A 17,434-nucleotide genomic window follows, 5' to 3' on the forward strand; every position below is an offset into this window, starting at 1 on the left:
GCGCCCCGGCTTGAACGGATCCCGATGTAAAATCGGGAGGGAGTGGAAGACGGAAAAAGGCGCCCAAAAAAATATGGCGCTAAAAGAGCAAATTTTCCCTTTTAGCAACTTTTTCTGCAAACCTCGCGGCAGCTTGCAGAATTCTTTATAAATTGTGTAACGATTACGACAAATGCACTACTTATTAATGATAGAATTAATATAATATTATGATAAAAAAATCTTTTTCAGCTTTTGGCCTCCTGCTTTTGGGAGTTTTGTCACAGGCTCAGGAAATTAAGTTTGAAGAATATGATTTGCCCAACGGCATGCATGTGATTCTGCACCAGGATAATAAAGCGCCTGTAGTTACCACCGCGGTGATGTACCACGTGGGTGCTAAAGATGAAATCGCGAACCGTACAGGTTTCGCGCACTTTTTTGAGCATTTGCTTTTTGAAGGTACGCCGAACATCAAACGTGGTGAATGGATGAAAATCGTAGGAGCGAATGGCGGTTCGAACAACGCGAACACGACTGACGACCGCACGTATTATTACGAAACTTTCCCGTCAAACAACCTGCAACTCGGTTTGTGGATGGAATCCGAAAGATTGAGACATCCGGTGATTAACCAAATTGGTGTTGATACGCAAAATGAGGTGGTGAAAGAGGAAAAACGGATGCGTGTGGACAACCAGCCATACGGAAACATCATGAAAGCCATAAAAACCGGCCTGTTTAAAAAACATCCGTACAAAAACACCACGATTGGTGAAATGGAAGATCTGGATTCTGCGAAACTGGAAGAATTTTTGACTTTCTTTAAAAAATATTACGTGCCGAACAACGCCACTTTGGTCGTTGCCGGAGATTTTAAAACCGCTGAAGCGAAGAAATTAATTGACGCTTATTTTGCGGGAATTCCGAAAGGTGCGCCGGTTGTAAGAAATTTGCCGAAAGAAGATCCGATTACGCAGGAAACGGTAATGACTTACACCGATCCGAATATTCAGTTGCCGGCTTATCTTTACACGTACAGAACTCCGGGTGATAAAACACGCGATTCTAAAGTTTTAGATATGATTTCGTCTTATTTAAGCAACGGAAAATCCTCTGTACTTTACAAAAAACTGGTCGATCAGGATAAAAAGGCGCTGCAGGTGCAGGCAATAAATCTTGGTCAGGAAGATTACAGTGTTTTTGCATTTTTTGCAATTCCGTTGGGAACTACCACTGAAGCTACTCTGCGAGCAGACATCGATGCTGAAGTGAAAAAATTGCAGACGACACTCATCAGCGAAGAGGATTTCCAGAAACTTCAAAACCAATTTGAAAATCAGTTTGTAAATGCAAATTCAAGTATTCAGGGAATAGCGAGCTCACTCGCCACAGCGCACGTATTAAAAGGCGACACGAACCTTATCAACAAAGAAATTGATATTTACCGAAACATTACGCGTGAAGATATTCGCGAAGCTGCGAAAAAATATTTGAACAGCAACCAGCGCGTTATTATTAACTATTTACCAGAAAAAAAATAAACGAAAATGAAAAAATCATTATATAGTATTGCGGCCGTATTTTTTGTTTCTGGCTTTCTGAGCGCACAGACGATCGACCTGAATAAAATGCCGACGCCGGGACCGACGCCGACTGTAAATATCGCGAAACCACAATCTTTCAAACTGAAAAACGGTTTGACGGTAATGGTGGTGGAAGATCATAAATTACCACGCGTAAACACCACTTTAACTTTCGATCATCCACCGATGGTAGAAGGAAATAAAGCCGGTGTAAGCGGAATTATGGCGGATTTGTTGGGAAGCGGAACTTCAAAAATTTCCAAAGACGACTTCAACAAAAAAGTAGATTTCTTAGGTGCTTCCATTAATTATGGACCAAACGGTGCGAGCGCAAACACGCTTTCAAAATATTACCCGGAAATCTTGTCGCTTTTTGCGTCTGGAGTCATTGACCCAAAATTTTCTGCTGAAGAATTAAGTAAATCCAAAGAAAGAGGAATTGCAGGTTTGAAATCCAGTGAGCTGAGCGCACAGGCGATCGGAAACCGCGTTTTCAATGTTTTAACTTACGGAAAAAATACAGCGAAAGGCGAGTTTGAAACTGAAGAAACCTTGAACGCAATTACTTTAGCTGATGTTCAGGATTACTACAAGAAATCTTACGCGCCTAACAACGCTTATTTAGTTGTCATCGGTGATGTGAAATATGCTGAGGTAAAGAAAATGATAGAAAACGCCTTCAGCAGCTGGAAAAAATCGGATTATAAATATCCGGCGATGCCAGATTTCGCTAATGTTGCGAAAACAGAAATCGATGTTGTAGATGTGCCAACTGCAGCGCAGTCCGTAGTTCTTCTGGGTGATCTGCACAATTTGAAAATGAAAGATCCACAATATTTTGCTGCTACAACGGCGAATTATATTTTGGGTGGCGGAAGTTTGGAAACCCGTGTGAACATGAATCTTCGCGAGAAAAACGGATTTACCTACGGCGCTTATACTTCTTTGGATACATCGAAATATGATTCAAGTTTTGGTGGAACAGCCAATGTACGCGGTGAAGTTACTGACAAAGCCATTAAAGAATTCATGACGGAAATTAACGGAATTAAAACCATTAAACCGGAAGAATTGCGCAACGCAAAAGAAAAACTGAAAGGTTCTTTCATTCTTTCCCTTGAAAGACCGGAAACCGTGGCGCGTTTTGCCTTAAACCTGATTACTCAGGATTTACCGAAAGATTTTTATACCAATTATTTGAAATCCGTCGACGCATTGACCGTTGAGCAGGTTCAAAAAGCTTCAGACAGCTTCATCAAGCCAAATAATATGAGAATATTTGTGGCAGGAAAAGCGAGCCAGTTTGCAGATCAGTTAGATACTTTGGGTTATCCGGTGAAATATTTCGATAAATACGGAAATCCCACATCAAAACCTGAAGTAAAAAAAGCTGACGCAAATGTAACGGTTGCCAGCGTTGCTGATAAATATTTAACAGCAATCGGCGGTAAAGACAAAGTTTCAAAAGTGACTTCTATCTCTTCAAATTCTTCAACCAAAATGCAGGGAATGGAATTGGGAATTAAAAATACCCAGGCACTTGGCGGAAAAATGAATATGGAAGTTTCTATGATGGGAAACACCGTGCAGAAAATTACTTTCGACGGAACGAAAGGCAGCATGTCGGCACAGGGAAATAAAATGGATATGCCAGCAGAAATGGCGGCAACTTACGCAAAAGAGAAAAATCTTTTCCCCGAATTGACTTTTGGAACTTCGAAAGATTACACATTAGCCGGTATTGAAAAAATTAGTGGTGAAGATGCTTATGCAGTGAAAACCGCAGATGCAACTTACTATTACGACGTTAAAACCGGTTTAAAAGTAGCTGAAATCAAAAAGCAGAAAATGCAGGGTAAAGAAGTTGAAATCCCTACATACTATTCTAATTACAAAGAGGTTGACGGCGTGAAGTTGCCGTTTACCATCAAAGTAAACCAAATGGGGCAGGACATGCAGCTGGATGTAAAATCTTACGAGCTTAACAAATCAAAACCTGAAGATTTTAAATAGTATTTTTTAAGTTGAATTAAATGAAAAAAACGGCACTTTAGTGCCGTTTTTTTTTATTATTCAGATGATGTGAACTTTTTTATTTCACGTTAAACTTACCTTTCATAATAGAGTAGTGACCTGGGAAAGAACAAAGGAAATCATAAGTACCTTTTTCCGGAGCCGCAAAAGTGATTGTTGTCGATTCTCCGCCACCAATCAAATCGGTGTGTGCAAGCACAGAACTCATGTCTGTTGGCAAATAGTCGTTCTCTTTATTCTTAGCAGCCTCTTCTCCAAATTTTGCCATATCAGTGCCGTTTGCCAAAAGGGTAAAGTTGTGACCCATTGCTTCTTTCGGCATTGTACCCGTGTGGTTCAATGTTAATTCTACAGTTTGTCCAGCGTAAACATTAAGTTCAGTTTGGTCGAACTGCATTTTGTCATTGGCATTTAAAGTAATTTTAATAGTGTCCTGCTTTGCAGCTTCGTCTTCAACAGCCGCTTCCGGTGCAGCTGTAGTTTCTGTGGTTACCGCAGTATCCTTTTTATCACTACAAGAGGTAAACAAAGCCCCGCTTAAAGCGACGGCAACAAACATTGTTTTTAATGGTAAACGTTTCATTTATTTTAATTTTAAGCAAAGTTAGAAATATTGTTTTGAAGATAAAAACTTTTGGGCAATTAATTAGGATAAATTTATCCTATATTATTTTTTCCGCCTGAAATAAGGCTTTTTTTCTGTTTTGTCTTGATTGCTTACGCCGCATAAGCGCCGCAGGCTTCTTCACATTTGCGGCAAATCTCAGCACAATAGCGGCAATGTTCCATATCGTGTTTTTCACATTCTGCCGCGCATTCTCCACAGATTTTCCGGCATAAATCGACCATTTCTTTCGATACAGATGATTCGAAAGTGACCACTTTTGCGGTTGCACTACATATTTCGGCACAAACAATATCCGTCTGAATGCAACGCGCCATCATCCTTACATCATCTTCGGCTAAGCAGGCGCTTGCGCAATTATTGCAGGCTGCCACACATTCATTTAAAGCATTAATTAAACTCTGATTTTTCATAATAGTGTGTTTAAAAGATTAACTTAAAATTACAAAAATATTTTTTAGCTGCTTTTCTTGCCTTTTTTTTGATTTTAGCAATTTTCATTGCCGGCTTGCATTTTAAATTTTAAAAGTCAAATTTTTCCTGCTTTTTCCGGGTATTTTTTAATTGTTAAATTGAAAGCTGCTTAATTCCGGAAGTAATGCCCGATGCCGGCGCCATCAAAAGTGAAAGTGTTTTCACTTTCAGATTTATCGAGTTTTTTGCTGATGGTTAAAGCCCATAAAACCAGTTCTTTGCAGAACTTCTGATCTTCGGTTTCCAGTTCTTTGGCATATTCCGAAATAATTTCATTTAAAGGGTTGATGCTGTCCAGTTTTCGGTTCAGCTCATTGTCCGAATCGCTGTAGTTCAGCTGAATTGATTTTTGGTTAAACCACTGTATCAAATCCGTATACGCGGTTTTCACGCCATCTTTTTCCAGTTTAGGTATTCTAGGGAAGATCATTTCAAACTGCGTCATCACCGCCTGATCGATCAATAGTTTTGCAACGTGGTCAGCGCCTTCCTGTTCGCCTTCGTACACCAACTCAATTTTCCCGGTGATCGATGGAATTATAGACATGAAATCCATCAAGCGAATTGATGTTTTGTTTTCACCTGATTCGATAAGGCGAAGTTTTGCAGCAGCGATTAGATTTTCCATCGCGCTGATGGTAAGCCGTGCACTTACGCCGCTTTTTGCATCTACATATTCGCTGTTCCGCGCTGCAAATGCAACTTCTTCCAGCAAATCTTTAGCAAGATCCGGAATCTGAATGCTTTCTTTATCTTCGGTGGAGATCCGGGCTTCCTGCTCAGTGATTTCCCGAGCGAGCGCGATTGTTTTTGGATAATGTGTAAAAATCTGGGAACCAATTCTGTCTTTCAACGGTGTTACAATACTTCCGCGGTTCGTGTAATCTTCCGGATTCGCGGTGAAAATAAACTGAATATCCAATGGCATCCGAAGCTGAAAACCACGGATCTGCACATCACCTTCCTGCAGGATATTGAACAAAGAAACCTGAATTCTCGCCTGTAAATCCGGTAATTCATTCAACACGAAAATACAGCGGTTTGCACGCGGAATCATTCCGTAATGCAAAACGCGCTCATCGGAGTAGGGAAGTTTCAAAGTTGCGGCTTTTATCGGATCGATGTCGCCAATTAAATCCGCAACATTTACGTCCGGCGTCGCCAGTTTTTCAAAAAAACGGTTGTCGCGGTGCACCCAGGAAATCGGCGTATCATCACCTTTTTCTTCAATCACATCTCGCGCAAATTTTGAAATCGGGTCAAAGGGACTGTCATTAATTTCAGAACCTTTTACAATCGGCATATATTCATCGAGGAGATTTACCATGCTGCGCGCGATTTTGGTCTTTGCCTGACCGCGAAGTCCGAGTAAATTGATGTGATGTCCGGCCAAGATCGCTTTTTTAAGCTGGGGAATCACTGTGTCTTCGTAGCCCCAAAGTCCTTCGAAAACCGGTTCTTTTGCTTTAATTCTTGCTATTAAATTCTCCTGAATTTCCTGGTTAATCGTCTTCTGACGGTATCCGGATTCTTTTAAATCTTTAAATGTTGTATCGTTCATAAATTTAGTTGTCAGTAATCAGTAATCAGATGTCAGGGAACAATTAGCAATTAACAATTAATAATTAAACATCATTCCTTCATCCTCCCTCCTTATTTAAATTCTCTTAATTCTGTTTTTTTCGTAATCTTCAAAAATCATTTGTCCTAAGCCTGACAGTCCGGTGAGAAAAGCTTTGCCTTTATTCATTGCCGTAAAGGCTTCTACAAATTTCCGCAAATACGGGTCTTGCGCAATCATAAAAGTCGTAATCGGGATTTTCAGTTTTCTTGCCTGCGCAGCTTTGGTTAAACATTGCGCCACAATTTTTTCGTCAAGACCAACGCTGTTCATATAAAATTCGCCTGTAGGCAAGGTAATACAACTCGGTTTTCCGTCTGTAATCATGAAGATTTGCTTGTTGGTATTTCTCTTTCGGCGCAGAATATCCATTGCGAGTTCCAGACCGGCAACGGTATTCGTATGATACGGACCGACCTGCAAATACGGCAAATCTTTCACCTTTATCGGCCAGGCTTCATTTCCGAAAACAATAATGTCGATAGAATCTTTCGGATATTTTCTGTTGATGAGCTCCACAAGCGCCATGGCGACTTTTTTCGCCGGCGTAATGCGGTCTTCGCCGTATAAAATCATCGAGTGGCTGATGTCGATCATCAGCACGGTGCTCATTTGCGCTTTATGTTTGGTTTCTTCAACGATAAGATCGTCTTCCGTCAGGCGCAAATCTGAAATTCCGTTATTGATTTGGGCGTTTTTCAAACTTTCGGTCATGTTGATAGTCGCAAGATCATCACCGTACTGAAAATTTCGGTTTTCACCGTCGCGCTCATCGCCAATGCCGGCTTTTTTGGTATTGTGATTACCGATGCCGGACTTTTTCAGCTTGCCGAAAATTTGGTCTAAAGCAAATTCGCGCAAAGCCGCCTCCAGTTTCGCAGTTAAAATGTTTTTACCTTTTCCTGTGCCGGTATTTCCGTCTTTATCGTCGGTTTCCTCTTTGATGTAGCCGCGCTTTTTCAGGTCTTCTTCAAAATCTTCCAGCGTATATTCATCAGTGAAGATGTCGTATTCTTTATCGAGCATGTCCAGCCATTCAAAAGCTTCTTCTATATCACCGGAAGTATGCGTGAGAAGATCCTTAAAAACATCAAAAACCCGGTCGAAATGCGAAATTTCTTCCGGAACGTGCTTACTGAACGTAAAACCTTTTTCGAAATTAAAATCGCTGTTTTTCCTCTTTTCCATTTTCTCTCACTTTCTGTTTTTTTATAAATACGAAATGTATCATAAAACGGTTTTAAAGCTAAACCGGAAAAATATGCCGTTTTAAGCAGGAATTTTTCCGTTTTCACCATTTAAAACCTGTTCCATAGCAGCAAATATAAGTCCAAGAAAATGCCTAATCAATTCCATTTTTAAATGATGGTGAGAGCAAAAAACGATAAGAGAAGTGAGGAATTTTAAAAATCAAAAAAAAGGGCGAATTAGCCCGGAATTTTTTTAATGAATTTAAACTAATCTTCGATTATAATCCGATATTTCTGTATAAGCCCGGAAATTCCCGCGGCGGAAAATTTTGCTGCTTTAAGGCGGTTTTTTTCCGGATCGAAAGTATAATTAAAAGCAGTACGGAAATCTGCTTTTTCAAGATTGGTTTGGTTGAAAACAGCTTGCGTTAAATCACAGTCCGCAAAAATCGAGGAAGTGAGATCAGCTTCCGAAAAATCAACTTCGCGAAGCTGACATTTTACAAAAACTGTTTTTCGGATTTTCAGCTGGAAAAAAGAAGAATGGTTCAGCTGGCAATTGTCAAATGAAAAGCTGAGTCCGAAATCGTTACAGTTATCGAACTGCAGACCAAGCATCTTGCAGTCTTTGAACAGGATTCCGCGGAAAACAGTTCCGTTAAGTTTCGCTAAACTCAGGTTACAATCGATAAACTCACAATCGATAAACTTAAATTCCGAAAGGTTTGCTTCGCTGAAATTGCAGTTTTGGAAGATACAATTTTCGTATTCCTGATGAATTAAAGGATTTTCAGCAAAATTGATTTTGGTAAAAGTTTGGTCGAGGAATGAAGACATTTAAATTTCTGAACTTTATTTGTTGATTTTAATTAGACCTGAATTTTTTCCCGCTAAACGGCTGTCTTTTTCCAAAGTCCAGATATTGATAATTTTTTCAGCGAGAAGGTCGCGCTCATTCGGGCTGATGATTTCCACTTCCTTGATGGCTTTTGAGGCAATTTTCATGTCATCATTATCCACCAAAAATCCATCCACATAAATTTTAGTTTTTGCGTCTACGCCGAAAAATTTCCGAATTTCTTCCTGGCTTTTCACTTCAATTTCAGGATTTTCAACGGTGAAAAGAATAAAACCGTATTCGCTTAAATTGGAAAAATTAATAGCGTTTTCAGCCGCTTTTTTCACTGCGATGCTTTTAATTTTCGCTTTCGGAATCGATGTTGAAACTTCCTGATTGGCGATAATATTTCCATTGATAATAACTGTTGGAATATCTTTTTTCGAAAACAGAAGTTTTTCAAAGCTTTGCGCATTGATCATCATGAATGAAAATAGAAATAGCAAAATGGAAAATTTGGTCTTCATAGCGGTAATTTTTGTGATTTATAAATGTAATAAAAATTTGCCCAAATAAAGCCAAAAAAAAACTTCCGAACATAATTCGGAAGCTGTGCTTTTTTATGATTTGCTATTTTAATTGGAATAGCTCATCAGTTCTTCTTTTTTAGAATTCACCATTTTGTATTCTAAATATTTAAAGGAATCGCGTGGGATGATGGTGACCCATTTTTTGTATTTCAGGTACCATTTCATCTGGATGCTCATCATTCCTTTGGTTAAATAAGCTTCCACAAACGGGTGAACATGAAGGAAAACCTTGCCTTTTTCGGTTTGAATAAGGTTTCTAATCACTTCTTCCATTCTTTCTACCACCACAATTGGTGCTAAGATTTCACCGTCAATGTTCGGGTTGTCTTCTTTGGTTTTAATCTGCTTTTCCGGGCGTGTACGTTGGCGTGTAAGTTGAATGAGACCAAATTTGCTCGGAGGCAAGATTTTGTGTCTTGCTTTATCGCGCTGCATTTCGGTTTTAAAATGTTCGTAGAGGTCGCGGCGGTGATCCGGGTTGATCATGTCGATAAAATCTACGACGATAATTCCGCCCATGTCGCGTAAACGCAGCTGACGCGCGATTTCTGTCGCCGCCATTTTATTGACGTTCAGTGCGTGTTCTTTGCTAGATGCGCCGCCGCCGGAAAGGTTATTTCCGGAATTTACATCGATGACGTGCAAAGCTTCGGTATGTTCAATAACCAAATAAGCGCCTTTGGAGCTCGGAATATTTACGTGTTTACCGAAACTCTGTTTCAGCTGTTTTTCCACGTTATAATATTCCATCAAAGGAATTGGTTTATCGTAAAACTGCACGATATTCTTGCGTTCCGGTGCAATGACTTCAAGATAATTGCGCATATCGTCCACCATTTGCTCGTCGTCGCAGTAGATGTTTACAAAATCGGCATTGAAATTATCGCGTAAAATGGACGAAGCTTTATCTTCTTCGCTTAAAACCTTGCTTGGAACCTTGTTTTTCTGCAGATTTTTAAAAGCAGTTTCCCATTTCTGAATCAGCTGATTCATGTCGTTGTGGAGTTCTGCTACTTTTTTGCCTTCGGCTACGGTTCTTATAATTACGCCGAAACCTTCGGGTTTAATGCTTTCAATCAGCGTACGGAGTCTTTCTTTTTCTTCGCCGCTACCTATTTTTTTCGAAATAGAAACACTTTTGTCGAACGGAATTAAAACCAGAAATCTTCCGGTAAGGGAAATTTGTGTTGAAATCCGCGGACCTTTAGTGGAAATTGGTTCTTTGGTGATTTGCAGGATTACGCTGTCGTCTTTAGCCAGAACTTTTTCGATAATTCCGTTTTTAGGAATTTCCTTTTGAACTTCGAAATTTTTCAGCGAAGAAGTCTGCTGTTTTTTCGAAACGGTATCGTGAAGAAATTTTTTGTAGGTGAGAAATTGCGGGCCGAGATCCTGATAGTGCAGAAAAGCATCTTTTTCATAACCGATGCTTACAAATGCCGAATTAAGGTTCGGAGCCAGTTTTTTTACTTTACCGATAAACAGGTCGCCCACCACGAAATCTCTTTTGTCTTCCTCTTCGTGAAGTTCAAAGAGGCGGCCGTCTTCGAGCAGAGCTATTTTGGACTGCGTACCTTCATGTGATATTATCAGTTCTTTTTTCATTCTGTTTGGTAGTGATTAAAATAATTGAGGATAACTTTCATTTCGAAAATTCAAAACAAAATCACTCAATTTTTTTAATAGATGTGTTTTCTTTTGTTTTTGGGTAAGGAAAAGCAAAAATCCGTCGTAAAAATACTAAATATTCGCCGTTTACCGCTGGATAAAAACAAAAATATAGTCGGTGAAATTTATACGAATAAAAACACCAACTATATTAATATATTGTAAATCGCAAAGAGATTATTTTTTCTTGTGTCTGTTTGCTCTTCTTCTTTTCTTTCTTTTGTGGGTCGCAACCTTATGTCTTTTTCTTTTCTTTCCGCTTGGCATAATTTAATTTTTTAGGTTTGTAACGTATATTTCTTTTGTTAATTGTTGAGTTCGTATTATAAAGACTATTTTACTGCAACTTTCGTTTTTACTTTCTCTACAAAGGTTTTTGAAGGTTTGAAAGCCGGTATATTGTGTGCAGGAATTTCGATTGCTGTGTTCTTAGAAATGTTTCTTCCGGTCTTCGCAGCTCTGGTTTTAATGATGAATGATCCAAAACCTCTTAAATAAACATTGTCCCCATTGTACATTGATGTTCTGATCTCCTGCATAAAAGCTTCTATAACCTTCTGTGTTTCATTCTTTTCAGTCCCCAATTTATTTGATATGGTATTCACCAATTCTGCCTTTGTCATTCCTTTATTTATTTATATTTTTGGTGTGCAAATATAATAACTATTTTTGAAAACAAAAAAACAAAATGCTGATTTTCTTCACGTTGGTCGCAACCTGCTTGGCTGGTATCACATCCACGGACGCGATTTGCCATTTCGAAAAACCAACGATCCATACAAAATCTGGATCTGTGAAATCATTTTTCAGCAAACCCGCATCGAACAGGGTTTAAATCACTACAACCGTTTCATCCAAAGATTTCCCGATGTGCAGACTTTAGCAGCGGCGTCCACCGACGAAGTGCTATTATATTGGAAAGGTTTAGGTTACTATTCACGCGCTTTGAATTTACACCACGCGGCGCAACAAATTTTAACGGCTTTTCAGGGTAATTTTCCCGAAAAATATGAAGATATTTTAAGCCTGAAAGGCGTGGGGAAGTACACGGCAGCCGCGATTTCCAGTATTTGTTTCGGTGAAAACATTCCGGCGGTAGACGGCAATTTTTACCGCGTTTTGTCGCGAATTTTTGCGGATGATTTCGATATTTCGAGTTCAAAAGCCTTCGGCTATTTTTCCGCGCTTGCTTTGCAAATGATGCCCGAAGGCGAAGCCGGTCATTTTAATGAAGCGATGATGGATTTGGGTTCCGCCATTTGCAAACCGAAAAATCCGCTCTGCGAAAGCTGTCCTTTAAATGATGACTGTCTCGCATTTCAGTTTGGAAAAGTGCAGGATTTTCCGGTGAAAACCAAAAAGACAAAAGCTACAGATTTGGAACTGAAATATTCTTTCGTGGAATTCAACGGAATTTTTTTGGTACGCCAAAGAAAAGAAGATTTTATCTGGAAAAAACTTTATGAATTTCCGGAAAAAACACCCGTTGAATGGGCAGAATTTGTCATTAACCAAAAAAGGGTTTCGCATAAACTGACGCACAAAAATCTCATGATAATTTTCGACCATGTAAAACTTCCGTCTTTGCAGATTTTACAAAAATTTGCCGCTAAAGAAGGATATTTTTTATTTTCAGCGGAACAAGCCCGGCAAAAATCTTTCCCGAAACCATTGCAGAATTTTTTAGAAAGCATATTTCCGCAAACGGAAATGGTTTAAATTTTCCCCAAAACACTCCATATATGATACTTTAAATTAAAAGTAATTCGTATTTTTGCGCAATGTTTAAAAAACTCATTTTCACTTTTTTAGGATTCGTTTTGTTTTCCTGTTCGGAAGACCCAAAACCAAAACCTTCAGGTGAACTTCGGCTGGAATATCCGGAAGCTAAATACCAGACTTTCATCTCGCCATGCAATTTTTCTTTCGATTATTCGACTTTTGCAACTGTGCGCGACGCGAAACAGCCGTGCTGGTATTATATAGAATATCCGGCGATGAAAGCCAAGGTTTTTGTGACCTATTTTCCCATAAAAAACGATTTCGACCGTCACGTGAAGGAATCCGAGAAAATGGTTTACGAACATACCATAAAAGCCAGCGCCATAGATACCAAATCTTTCAGCTATCCGGAACGTAAGGTGTACGGCAATTTTTATGAGCTGAAAGGTCCTACGGCGAGCAATCTGCAGTTTTTCGTTACCGATTCTACGCGTCATTACGTTACGGCAAATCTCTATTTCAATTCGCGGCCAAAACCAGATTCTCTGGCGCCTGCGGTAGATTATATTAAAAAAGACTTACTTCACTTGATCGATACTTTCGAGTGGAAATAAAAATTAGAATAAAAGAAATTATATGAAATTATTAGTTGTGGGCTCTGTTGCCTTCGATGCTATCGAAACTCCATTTGGTAAAACCGATAAAATTTTGGGCGGTGCCGCTACGTATATCAGCTTAACTTCCTCCATATTGAATGTAGAATCCGGCATTGTTTCTGTAGTCGGTGGCGATTTTCCGCAAAAAGACCTTGATATGCTGACCGACCGCGGCATCAACATTGAAGGACTCGAAATCGTAAAAGACGGAAAAACCTTCTTTTGGAGCGGAAAATATCACAACGATTTGAATTCCCGCGACACTTTGGTTACCGAAGTCAACGTTTTGGAAAACTTTGAACCAAAAATTCCGGCGTCGATGCAGGACGCAGAGATTTTACTTTTGGGAAATCTGCATCCCGGAGTGCAACTTTCAGTTTTGGAAAAAATGGAAGCGCGACCGAAATTGGTGATTTTAGACACCATGAATTTCTGGATGGATACCGCGTGGGATCTTTTGGTGAAAATAATCGGTAAAACCGACGTTATCACGATTAACGATGAAGAAGCGCGCCAATTAACCGGCGAATATTCATTGGTTAAAGCCGCGAAAAAAATCCACAAAATGGGACCACAGTTTGTCATCATCAAAAAAGGTGAGCACGGCGCTTTGCTTTTCGGCGATGACAAAATTTTCGCAATTCCGGCATTGCCTTTAGAAGAAGTTTTTGATCCGACCGGCGCGGGCGACACGTTCGCAGGCGGATTTGCTGCTTATCTGGCGAAAAAAGAAAACTTCAGTTTTGAAACCATGAAATCTGCACTGATTGTTGGTTCTGCAATGGCGTCATTCGCGGTGGAAAAATTCGGGACCGACAGACTGCAGGAAGTTACGCAAAGTGAAATGACAACCAGAATCCAGGATTTTAAAGAATTAACCGCTTTTGAAGTTGAAGTTTAACCTTCCGCAACAATCTGCATCTTTAAAAGATAAATTTTACCTGCTAAAACAGCATTTTTTTCTGTTTTACATTTAATTAAGAAAGAATATATGAATAAATTTTTTGGCTTCGTTGCACTGTTTGGTCTTGCCAGCACGCTTTCTGCGCAATATATGATCATCGGGAACGACAGTATTTCGCTGAACCAGTTTAAAACCGAATACAAATATGGCCTGGAAAATGCCGGAATTGAAAAAACCATCGCTTCTACCCAGAATTTCCATTTGTTCCAGCAGTTTGCAGCGGAGAAAAAAGCTGATACTTTGGCAAGTTTCCGGGAAAAAATGGCCGAAAAGGAGGCAGAATTACGCAGCAAATTTTTCTTTCCATCTCAGGTCATCGATCCGATTTTGAATGGTTATATCAAAGACAACCAAACCGAAAAGGAAGTTCAGGTTTTTATCTTAGAGAAAAAAGCTGGCGACACCAATAATTATCAGCAGGTTTACAACGATGTGAAAGCCGGAAAGCTGACGATGGAAGAGGCCATTACCAAATACACGCAGGGCAGTGGAAAAGCGCTTTACATCAAACCCGGAAGTCTCGATAATTTGATGTACAACGAGGTGAAAACAGCCGCGAACAATACCTACACGAAATTTTTCGATACGCCGTCTTACGTTGGTTTTGCTAAAGTTCTGAACTCGCGCCCAAGTTTGGGTTATTTGGTTTTCGGAACCATTACTTTTCCAAAAAATGAAAATGCAGCCGAATTGCAGCAAAAAATTTATGCGGATTTAAAAGCCGGAAAAAGTTTTCAGGAAGTCGCTAAATTATACGGTGCGAACGAAAATGAAAAGCAAAACGGCGGTGTAATCCTGGGTTCACCAACTTTACCTAATGAAGTTTACGAACTTTTCAAAGGTCAGAAAGCAGGTTATTATACGCCGGAACCGGTTTTGTACAACGACAATTATTACGTTTTCAATCTGTACAGCGTAGATCCTTATGTTTTAAATGAAAAGAACCGCGCTTTTTTACTGCGCGAAATGAACAGTACGCTGTATGCGGAATTGGTGCAGGATAAACTGATTGAATACCTGAAAAGCGATGCGACATTTAAAGAATTTCCGGCCTTTCAGCAGGTAAAAAAATCGTATGCGAACTTTGCCGCAGCTAAAGATTCTGAAATTTTATACCAATATAAGAAGCAAAAAGTTACCGTTGGAGATCTGCGTAAAATGCTCGGCGACAAAAAAGATGAAGCTGCAAAACTTTCGCCCACCATGTGGTCTGAAGCTTTAACCAATGTAAATTCTCAGGATTTACTGCGTATTTACAGCCAGAATTTTATTGAAATAAAAGAAGTAAAAGCGCAGCTGGCTGAATTTAAAAAAGGATTGTATTCGGATTTTATTTTAACCAAATATCTTTCCGAAGAAATCGCGAAACACCCGGAATGGCTCACCGAATATTACAACCAGAACAAGAGTAAATTTATGTGGGGCGAAAGGGCAGACGGCCGTGTAGCCATCATTGCTGATCCAAAACTGGTAAAAGAAATTTCAAAAGAAATAAAAACCCAGAAAGGCTGGGAAGCCATGAAAACGAAATACGGTGGGAAGCTGAACGATCAAAAGCAGATTTTAGTTGCTTTCGAAACGGGCGAAATGGCAAAAGAAGCCGAAGTTTTCACGAAATATAAAGTTCCGTTTAAAACCGGAGTTTTTAAGGCTGAAGTTGGCGCAAGAACGCTTGTAATTGCAATTGATAAAATTTTGGCGCCGGAGCAAATGTCTCAACAGGACGCAATTGAAGAAATAAAAGATGCAGTGAACGAGCAGAAAATGAATGAGATTATTGCAACGCAGAAAGCGAAGACGAAAATCTCCGTTCAGCCCGAATTTATGAAGGATTTGGAGAAGAACTTTAAGAAATAATTATAATAAAAAATGCAGATTATTTCGATTAGAATGATAATTTTGCAAGTCCTTAAAAATTAGATATGAACAAGAACATTAAAAATATTTTTCTACTCACCGTACTGATGCTGTTTTTCGGCATCACAATCGAAGCGCAATCTAAGTTGAAAGCGGGTGATTTGGTCGACGGAATTGCTGTGGTGGTTGGTGACGAAATTATTTTGGAATCTGATATCGCAGAGCAGGCGAACTATGCAAAACTGCAGGGTGGCGCAGTGCCGAACCGCTGCGATTTCGTGGAAAGTATTGTAAACAACAAACTTTTGATCTACGAAGCAAAACGCGATACCTTGATTGAAAACCGTTCTGCAATGCTGAAAGAAAATGCAAACCAGAAATACAACCAGATTTTAGGGCAGTTTCCGGACGAAAAAGCAATGTTGGCGCAATATAAATTCCGTACCTCGTACGAGATGAAAAACGCCATCGAAAAAATTGATACCGACAACTATTACGGACAGAGCAAATTTGCGAGAATTACCGAAAAAGCCGACGTTACACCAAATGAGGTAACCGACTTCTACAACACGTTCAAATTTCAGCTGCCGGCGGTAAAAGATGAAGTTTCACTTTCGCAAATCACCATGTATCCAAAACTGACGACCGCGCATAAAGATGAAATCATCGGAAAGCTGAATAAAATCAAACAGGACATTCTTGCAGGTGAATCTTTTGAAAGTCAGGCAAGAATTTATTCCGATGATCCGGGCTCTGCTTCGAAAGGTGGTTTGTACACCAATATTTCGAAAGGAAAAATGGTAAAACAGTTTGAAGCTGCAGCGCTGAATTTGGCGGAAGGTGAAATTTCCGAGCCGGTAGAATCTGATTTTGGGTATCACCTGATTCAGCTTGTGAAAAAAAGCGGTAAAAATTATGACGCGCGCCACATTCTTCTGAAAGCGGAACCAAACGACGAAGAAATCGCGGCGGCGAAAAATGAGCTGGACAGCATCAGAACTTTGGTTATCGAAGGGAAATTAAGCTTTAAAGATGCGGCATACCGTTTTTCTGATGACAAGCAAACGAAATTTAATGCAGGAATCATGACCTCGCCGGAAGACGGATCTGATAAAATTGAAAAACTTAATTTGCCACCGACCATTTCTTACCAGATTGCAGGTTTGAACAAAGGTGACATCACCGAAGTTTTTCAGGATACCGCGCAACAGGACCGCAAAACCGTAACCATTGTAAAGGTTGACGATGTTATCGCCGCTCACCAGCTGGACATTGCCACGGATTACGACCGGATTAAGCAAATGGCGCTGAACAAAAAGAAAAATGAAATGGTGGAAAAATGGGTGAAAGAAAAACTGCCGACCATTTTTATCTCCATCAACGACCGATATAAAGACTGCACTTTCAAAACCGACATCCGGAAATTAAACGCTTCGAATTAAAAATGAATCTCTGCTAAGGCAGAGATTTTTTTTGCCGCTTCAAGGGCGTTGTGTAAACTTCTAAGGTTTCGACAAGCTCAGCCTGACTTTGCCAAATGACGAAGATTTTTTTAAATTTTTTTGCCGTTATAATTGCATTTTTTTGCATTCTCAGTTTTGGAAAGCGTTGCCATATTATCGATGCGAAT

Annotated in this window: 15 protein-coding genes; 7 read left to right on the top strand and 8 right to left on the bottom strand. The window is 39.7% G+C overall.

Features of this window, described 5'->3' with window-relative positions:
• Positions 1-209: 209 nt before the first annotated feature.
• Positions 210-1,523, top strand: coding sequence for a M16 family metallopeptidase (locus tag OA84_RS10285; RefSeq protein WP_039346123.1), 1,314 nt, complete (start codon positions 210-212; stop codon positions 1,521-1,523).
• A gap of 6 nt (positions 1,524-1,529) precedes the next feature.
• Positions 1,530-3,578 carry a M16 family metallopeptidase gene (locus OA84_RS10290; protein ID WP_039346126.1) on the top strand — a complete coding sequence of 683 codons (2,049 nt, stop codon included), beginning with the start codon at positions 1,530-1,532 and terminating at the stop codon, positions 3,576-3,578.
• 79 nt (positions 3,579-3,657) lie between these two features.
• Here the strand turns inward: OA84_RS10290 and azu are convergent, their stop codons facing one another.
• The 8 genes from azu to OA84_RS10330 all read right to left on the bottom strand — a co-directional run bounded on the left by azu (position 3,658) and on the right by OA84_RS10330 (position 11,228).
• Positions 3,658-4,158, bottom strand: a complete 501-nt coding sequence (gene azu, locus OA84_RS10295; RefSeq protein ID WP_233701846.1) for an azurin — start codon at positions 4,156-4,158, stop codon at positions 3,658-3,660.
• Positions 4,159-4,316: 158 nt separating this feature from the next.
• Positions 4,317-4,637: a four-helix bundle copper-binding protein gene (locus OA84_RS10300; RefSeq protein ID WP_039346131.1), complete on the bottom strand. Its 321-nt coding sequence runs from the start codon at positions 4,635-4,637 to the stop codon at positions 4,317-4,319.
• Between the two features lie 170 nt (positions 4,638-4,807).
• Positions 4,808-6,259, bottom strand: a complete 1,452-nt coding sequence (locus tag OA84_RS10305; RefSeq protein WP_039346136.1) for a sigma 54-interacting transcriptional regulator — start codon at positions 6,257-6,259, stop codon at positions 4,808-4,810.
• Between the two features lie 96 nt (positions 6,260-6,355).
• Positions 6,356-7,507, bottom strand: coding sequence for a vWA domain-containing protein (locus OA84_RS10310; protein ID WP_039346138.1), 1,152 nt, complete (start codon positions 7,505-7,507; stop codon positions 6,356-6,358).
• 269 nt (positions 7,508-7,776) lie between these two features.
• Positions 7,777-8,346 (bottom strand): pentapeptide repeat-containing protein, encoded by a 570-nt coding sequence (locus tag OA84_RS10315; RefSeq protein ID WP_039346140.1) that lies wholly within the window; start codon positions 8,344-8,346, stop codon positions 7,777-7,779.
• A 15-nt stretch (positions 8,347-8,361) separates the two neighbouring features.
• The gene (locus OA84_RS10320) at positions 8,362-8,874 is read right to left on the bottom strand and encodes a hypothetical protein (RefSeq protein ID WP_156965070.1); all 513 of its coding nucleotides are present in this window, start codon (positions 8,872-8,874) and stop codon (positions 8,362-8,364) included.
• 108 nt (positions 8,875-8,982) lie between these two features.
• Positions 8,983-10,542, bottom strand: coding sequence for an Rne/Rng family ribonuclease (locus tag OA84_RS10325; RefSeq protein ID WP_039346144.1), 1,560 nt, complete (start codon positions 10,540-10,542; stop codon positions 8,983-8,985).
• Between the two features lie 395 nt (positions 10,543-10,937).
• A complete protein-coding gene (locus tag OA84_RS10330; protein WP_039346147.1) occupies positions 10,938-11,228 on the bottom strand; it encodes an HU family DNA-binding protein in 291 nt (96 codons plus the stop codon).
• Between the two features lie 46 nt (positions 11,229-11,274).
• Here OA84_RS10330 and mutY point away from each other — a divergent pair, with 46 nt between their 5' ends.
• The 5 genes from mutY to OA84_RS10355 all read left to right on the top strand — a co-directional run bounded on the left by mutY (position 11,275) and on the right by OA84_RS10355 (position 17,246).
• A complete protein-coding gene (gene mutY, locus OA84_RS10335; protein WP_039346149.1) occupies positions 11,275-12,324 on the top strand; it encodes an A/G-specific adenine glycosylase in 1,050 nt (349 codons plus the stop codon).
• A gap of 62 nt (positions 12,325-12,386) precedes the next feature.
• Positions 12,387-12,941: a gliding motility lipoprotein GldD gene (gene gldD / locus OA84_RS10340; RefSeq protein ID WP_039346152.1), complete on the top strand. Its 555-nt coding sequence runs from the start codon at positions 12,387-12,389 to the stop codon at positions 12,939-12,941.
• 22 nt (positions 12,942-12,963) lie between these two features.
• Positions 12,964-13,884: a PfkB family carbohydrate kinase gene (locus tag OA84_RS10345; RefSeq protein WP_039346154.1), complete on the top strand. Its 921-nt coding sequence runs from the start codon at positions 12,964-12,966 to the stop codon at positions 13,882-13,884.
• Between the two features lie 90 nt (positions 13,885-13,974).
• Positions 13,975-15,804, top strand: a complete 1,830-nt coding sequence (locus OA84_RS10350; RefSeq protein ID WP_039346156.1) for a hypothetical protein — start codon at positions 13,975-13,977, stop codon at positions 15,802-15,804.
• 65 nt (positions 15,805-15,869) lie between these two features.
• On the top strand, positions 15,870-17,246 hold the full coding sequence (locus OA84_RS10355; protein WP_039346157.1) for a peptidylprolyl isomerase: 1,377 nt from the start codon (positions 15,870-15,872) through the stop codon (positions 17,244-17,246).
• Positions 17,247-17,434: the final 188 nt, after the last annotated feature.

Origin of the sequence: Kaistella solincola (genome assembly GCF_000812875.1) — a bacterium.
GTDB lineage: Bacteria > Bacteroidota > Bacteroidia > Flavobacteriales > Weeksellaceae > Kaistella > Kaistella solincola.

Bases quoted from the DNA above. Each gene is read 5' to 3' on its own strand.
- OA84_RS10310 (WP_039346138.1), bottom strand. From the start codon at position 7,507: ATGGAAAAGAGGAAAAACAGCGATTTTAATTTCGAAAAAGGTTTTACG.
- OA84_RS10330 (WP_039346147.1), bottom strand. From the start codon at position 11,228: ATGACAAAGGCAGAATTGGTGAATACCATATCAAATAAATTGGGGACT.
- OA84_RS10345 (WP_039346154.1), top strand. From the start codon at position 12,964: ATGAAATTATTAGTTGTGGGCTCTGTTGCCTTCGATGCTATCGAAACT.
- OA84_RS10355 (WP_039346157.1), top strand. From the start codon at position 15,870: ATGAACAAGAACATTAAAAATATTTTTCTACTCACCGTACTGATGCTG.
- OA84_RS10285 (WP_039346123.1), top strand. From the start codon at position 210: ATGATAAAAAAATCTTTTTCAGCTTTTGGCCTCCTGCTTTTGGGAGTT.
- OA84_RS10315 (WP_039346140.1), bottom strand. From the start codon at position 8,346: ATGTCTTCATTCCTCGACCAAACTTTTACCAAAATCAATTTTGCTGAA.
- OA84_RS10320 (WP_156965070.1), bottom strand. From the start codon at position 8,874: ATGAAGACCAAATTTTCCATTTTGCTATTTCTATTTTCATTCATGATG.
- gldD (WP_039346152.1), top strand. From the start codon at position 12,387: ATGTTTAAAAAACTCATTTTCACTTTTTTAGGATTCGTTTTGTTTTCC.
- azu (WP_233701846.1), bottom strand. From the start codon at position 4,158: ATGTTTGTTGCCGTCGCTTTAAGCGGGGCTTTGTTTACCTCTTGTAGT.
- OA84_RS10290 (WP_039346126.1), top strand. From the start codon at position 1,530: ATGAAAAAATCATTATATAGTATTGCGGCCGTATTTTTTGTTTCTGGC.
- OA84_RS10305 (WP_039346136.1), bottom strand. From the start codon at position 6,259: ATGAACGATACAACATTTAAAGATTTAAAAGAATCCGGATACCGTCAG.
- OA84_RS10300 (WP_039346131.1), bottom strand. From the start codon at position 4,637: ATGAAAAATCAGAGTTTAATTAATGCTTTAAATGAATGTGTGGCAGCC.
- OA84_RS10325 (WP_039346144.1), bottom strand. From the start codon at position 10,542: ATGAAAAAAGAACTGATAATATCACATGAAGGTACGCAGTCCAAAATA.
- OA84_RS10350 (WP_039346156.1), top strand. From the start codon at position 13,975: ATGAATAAATTTTTTGGCTTCGTTGCACTGTTTGGTCTTGCCAGCACG.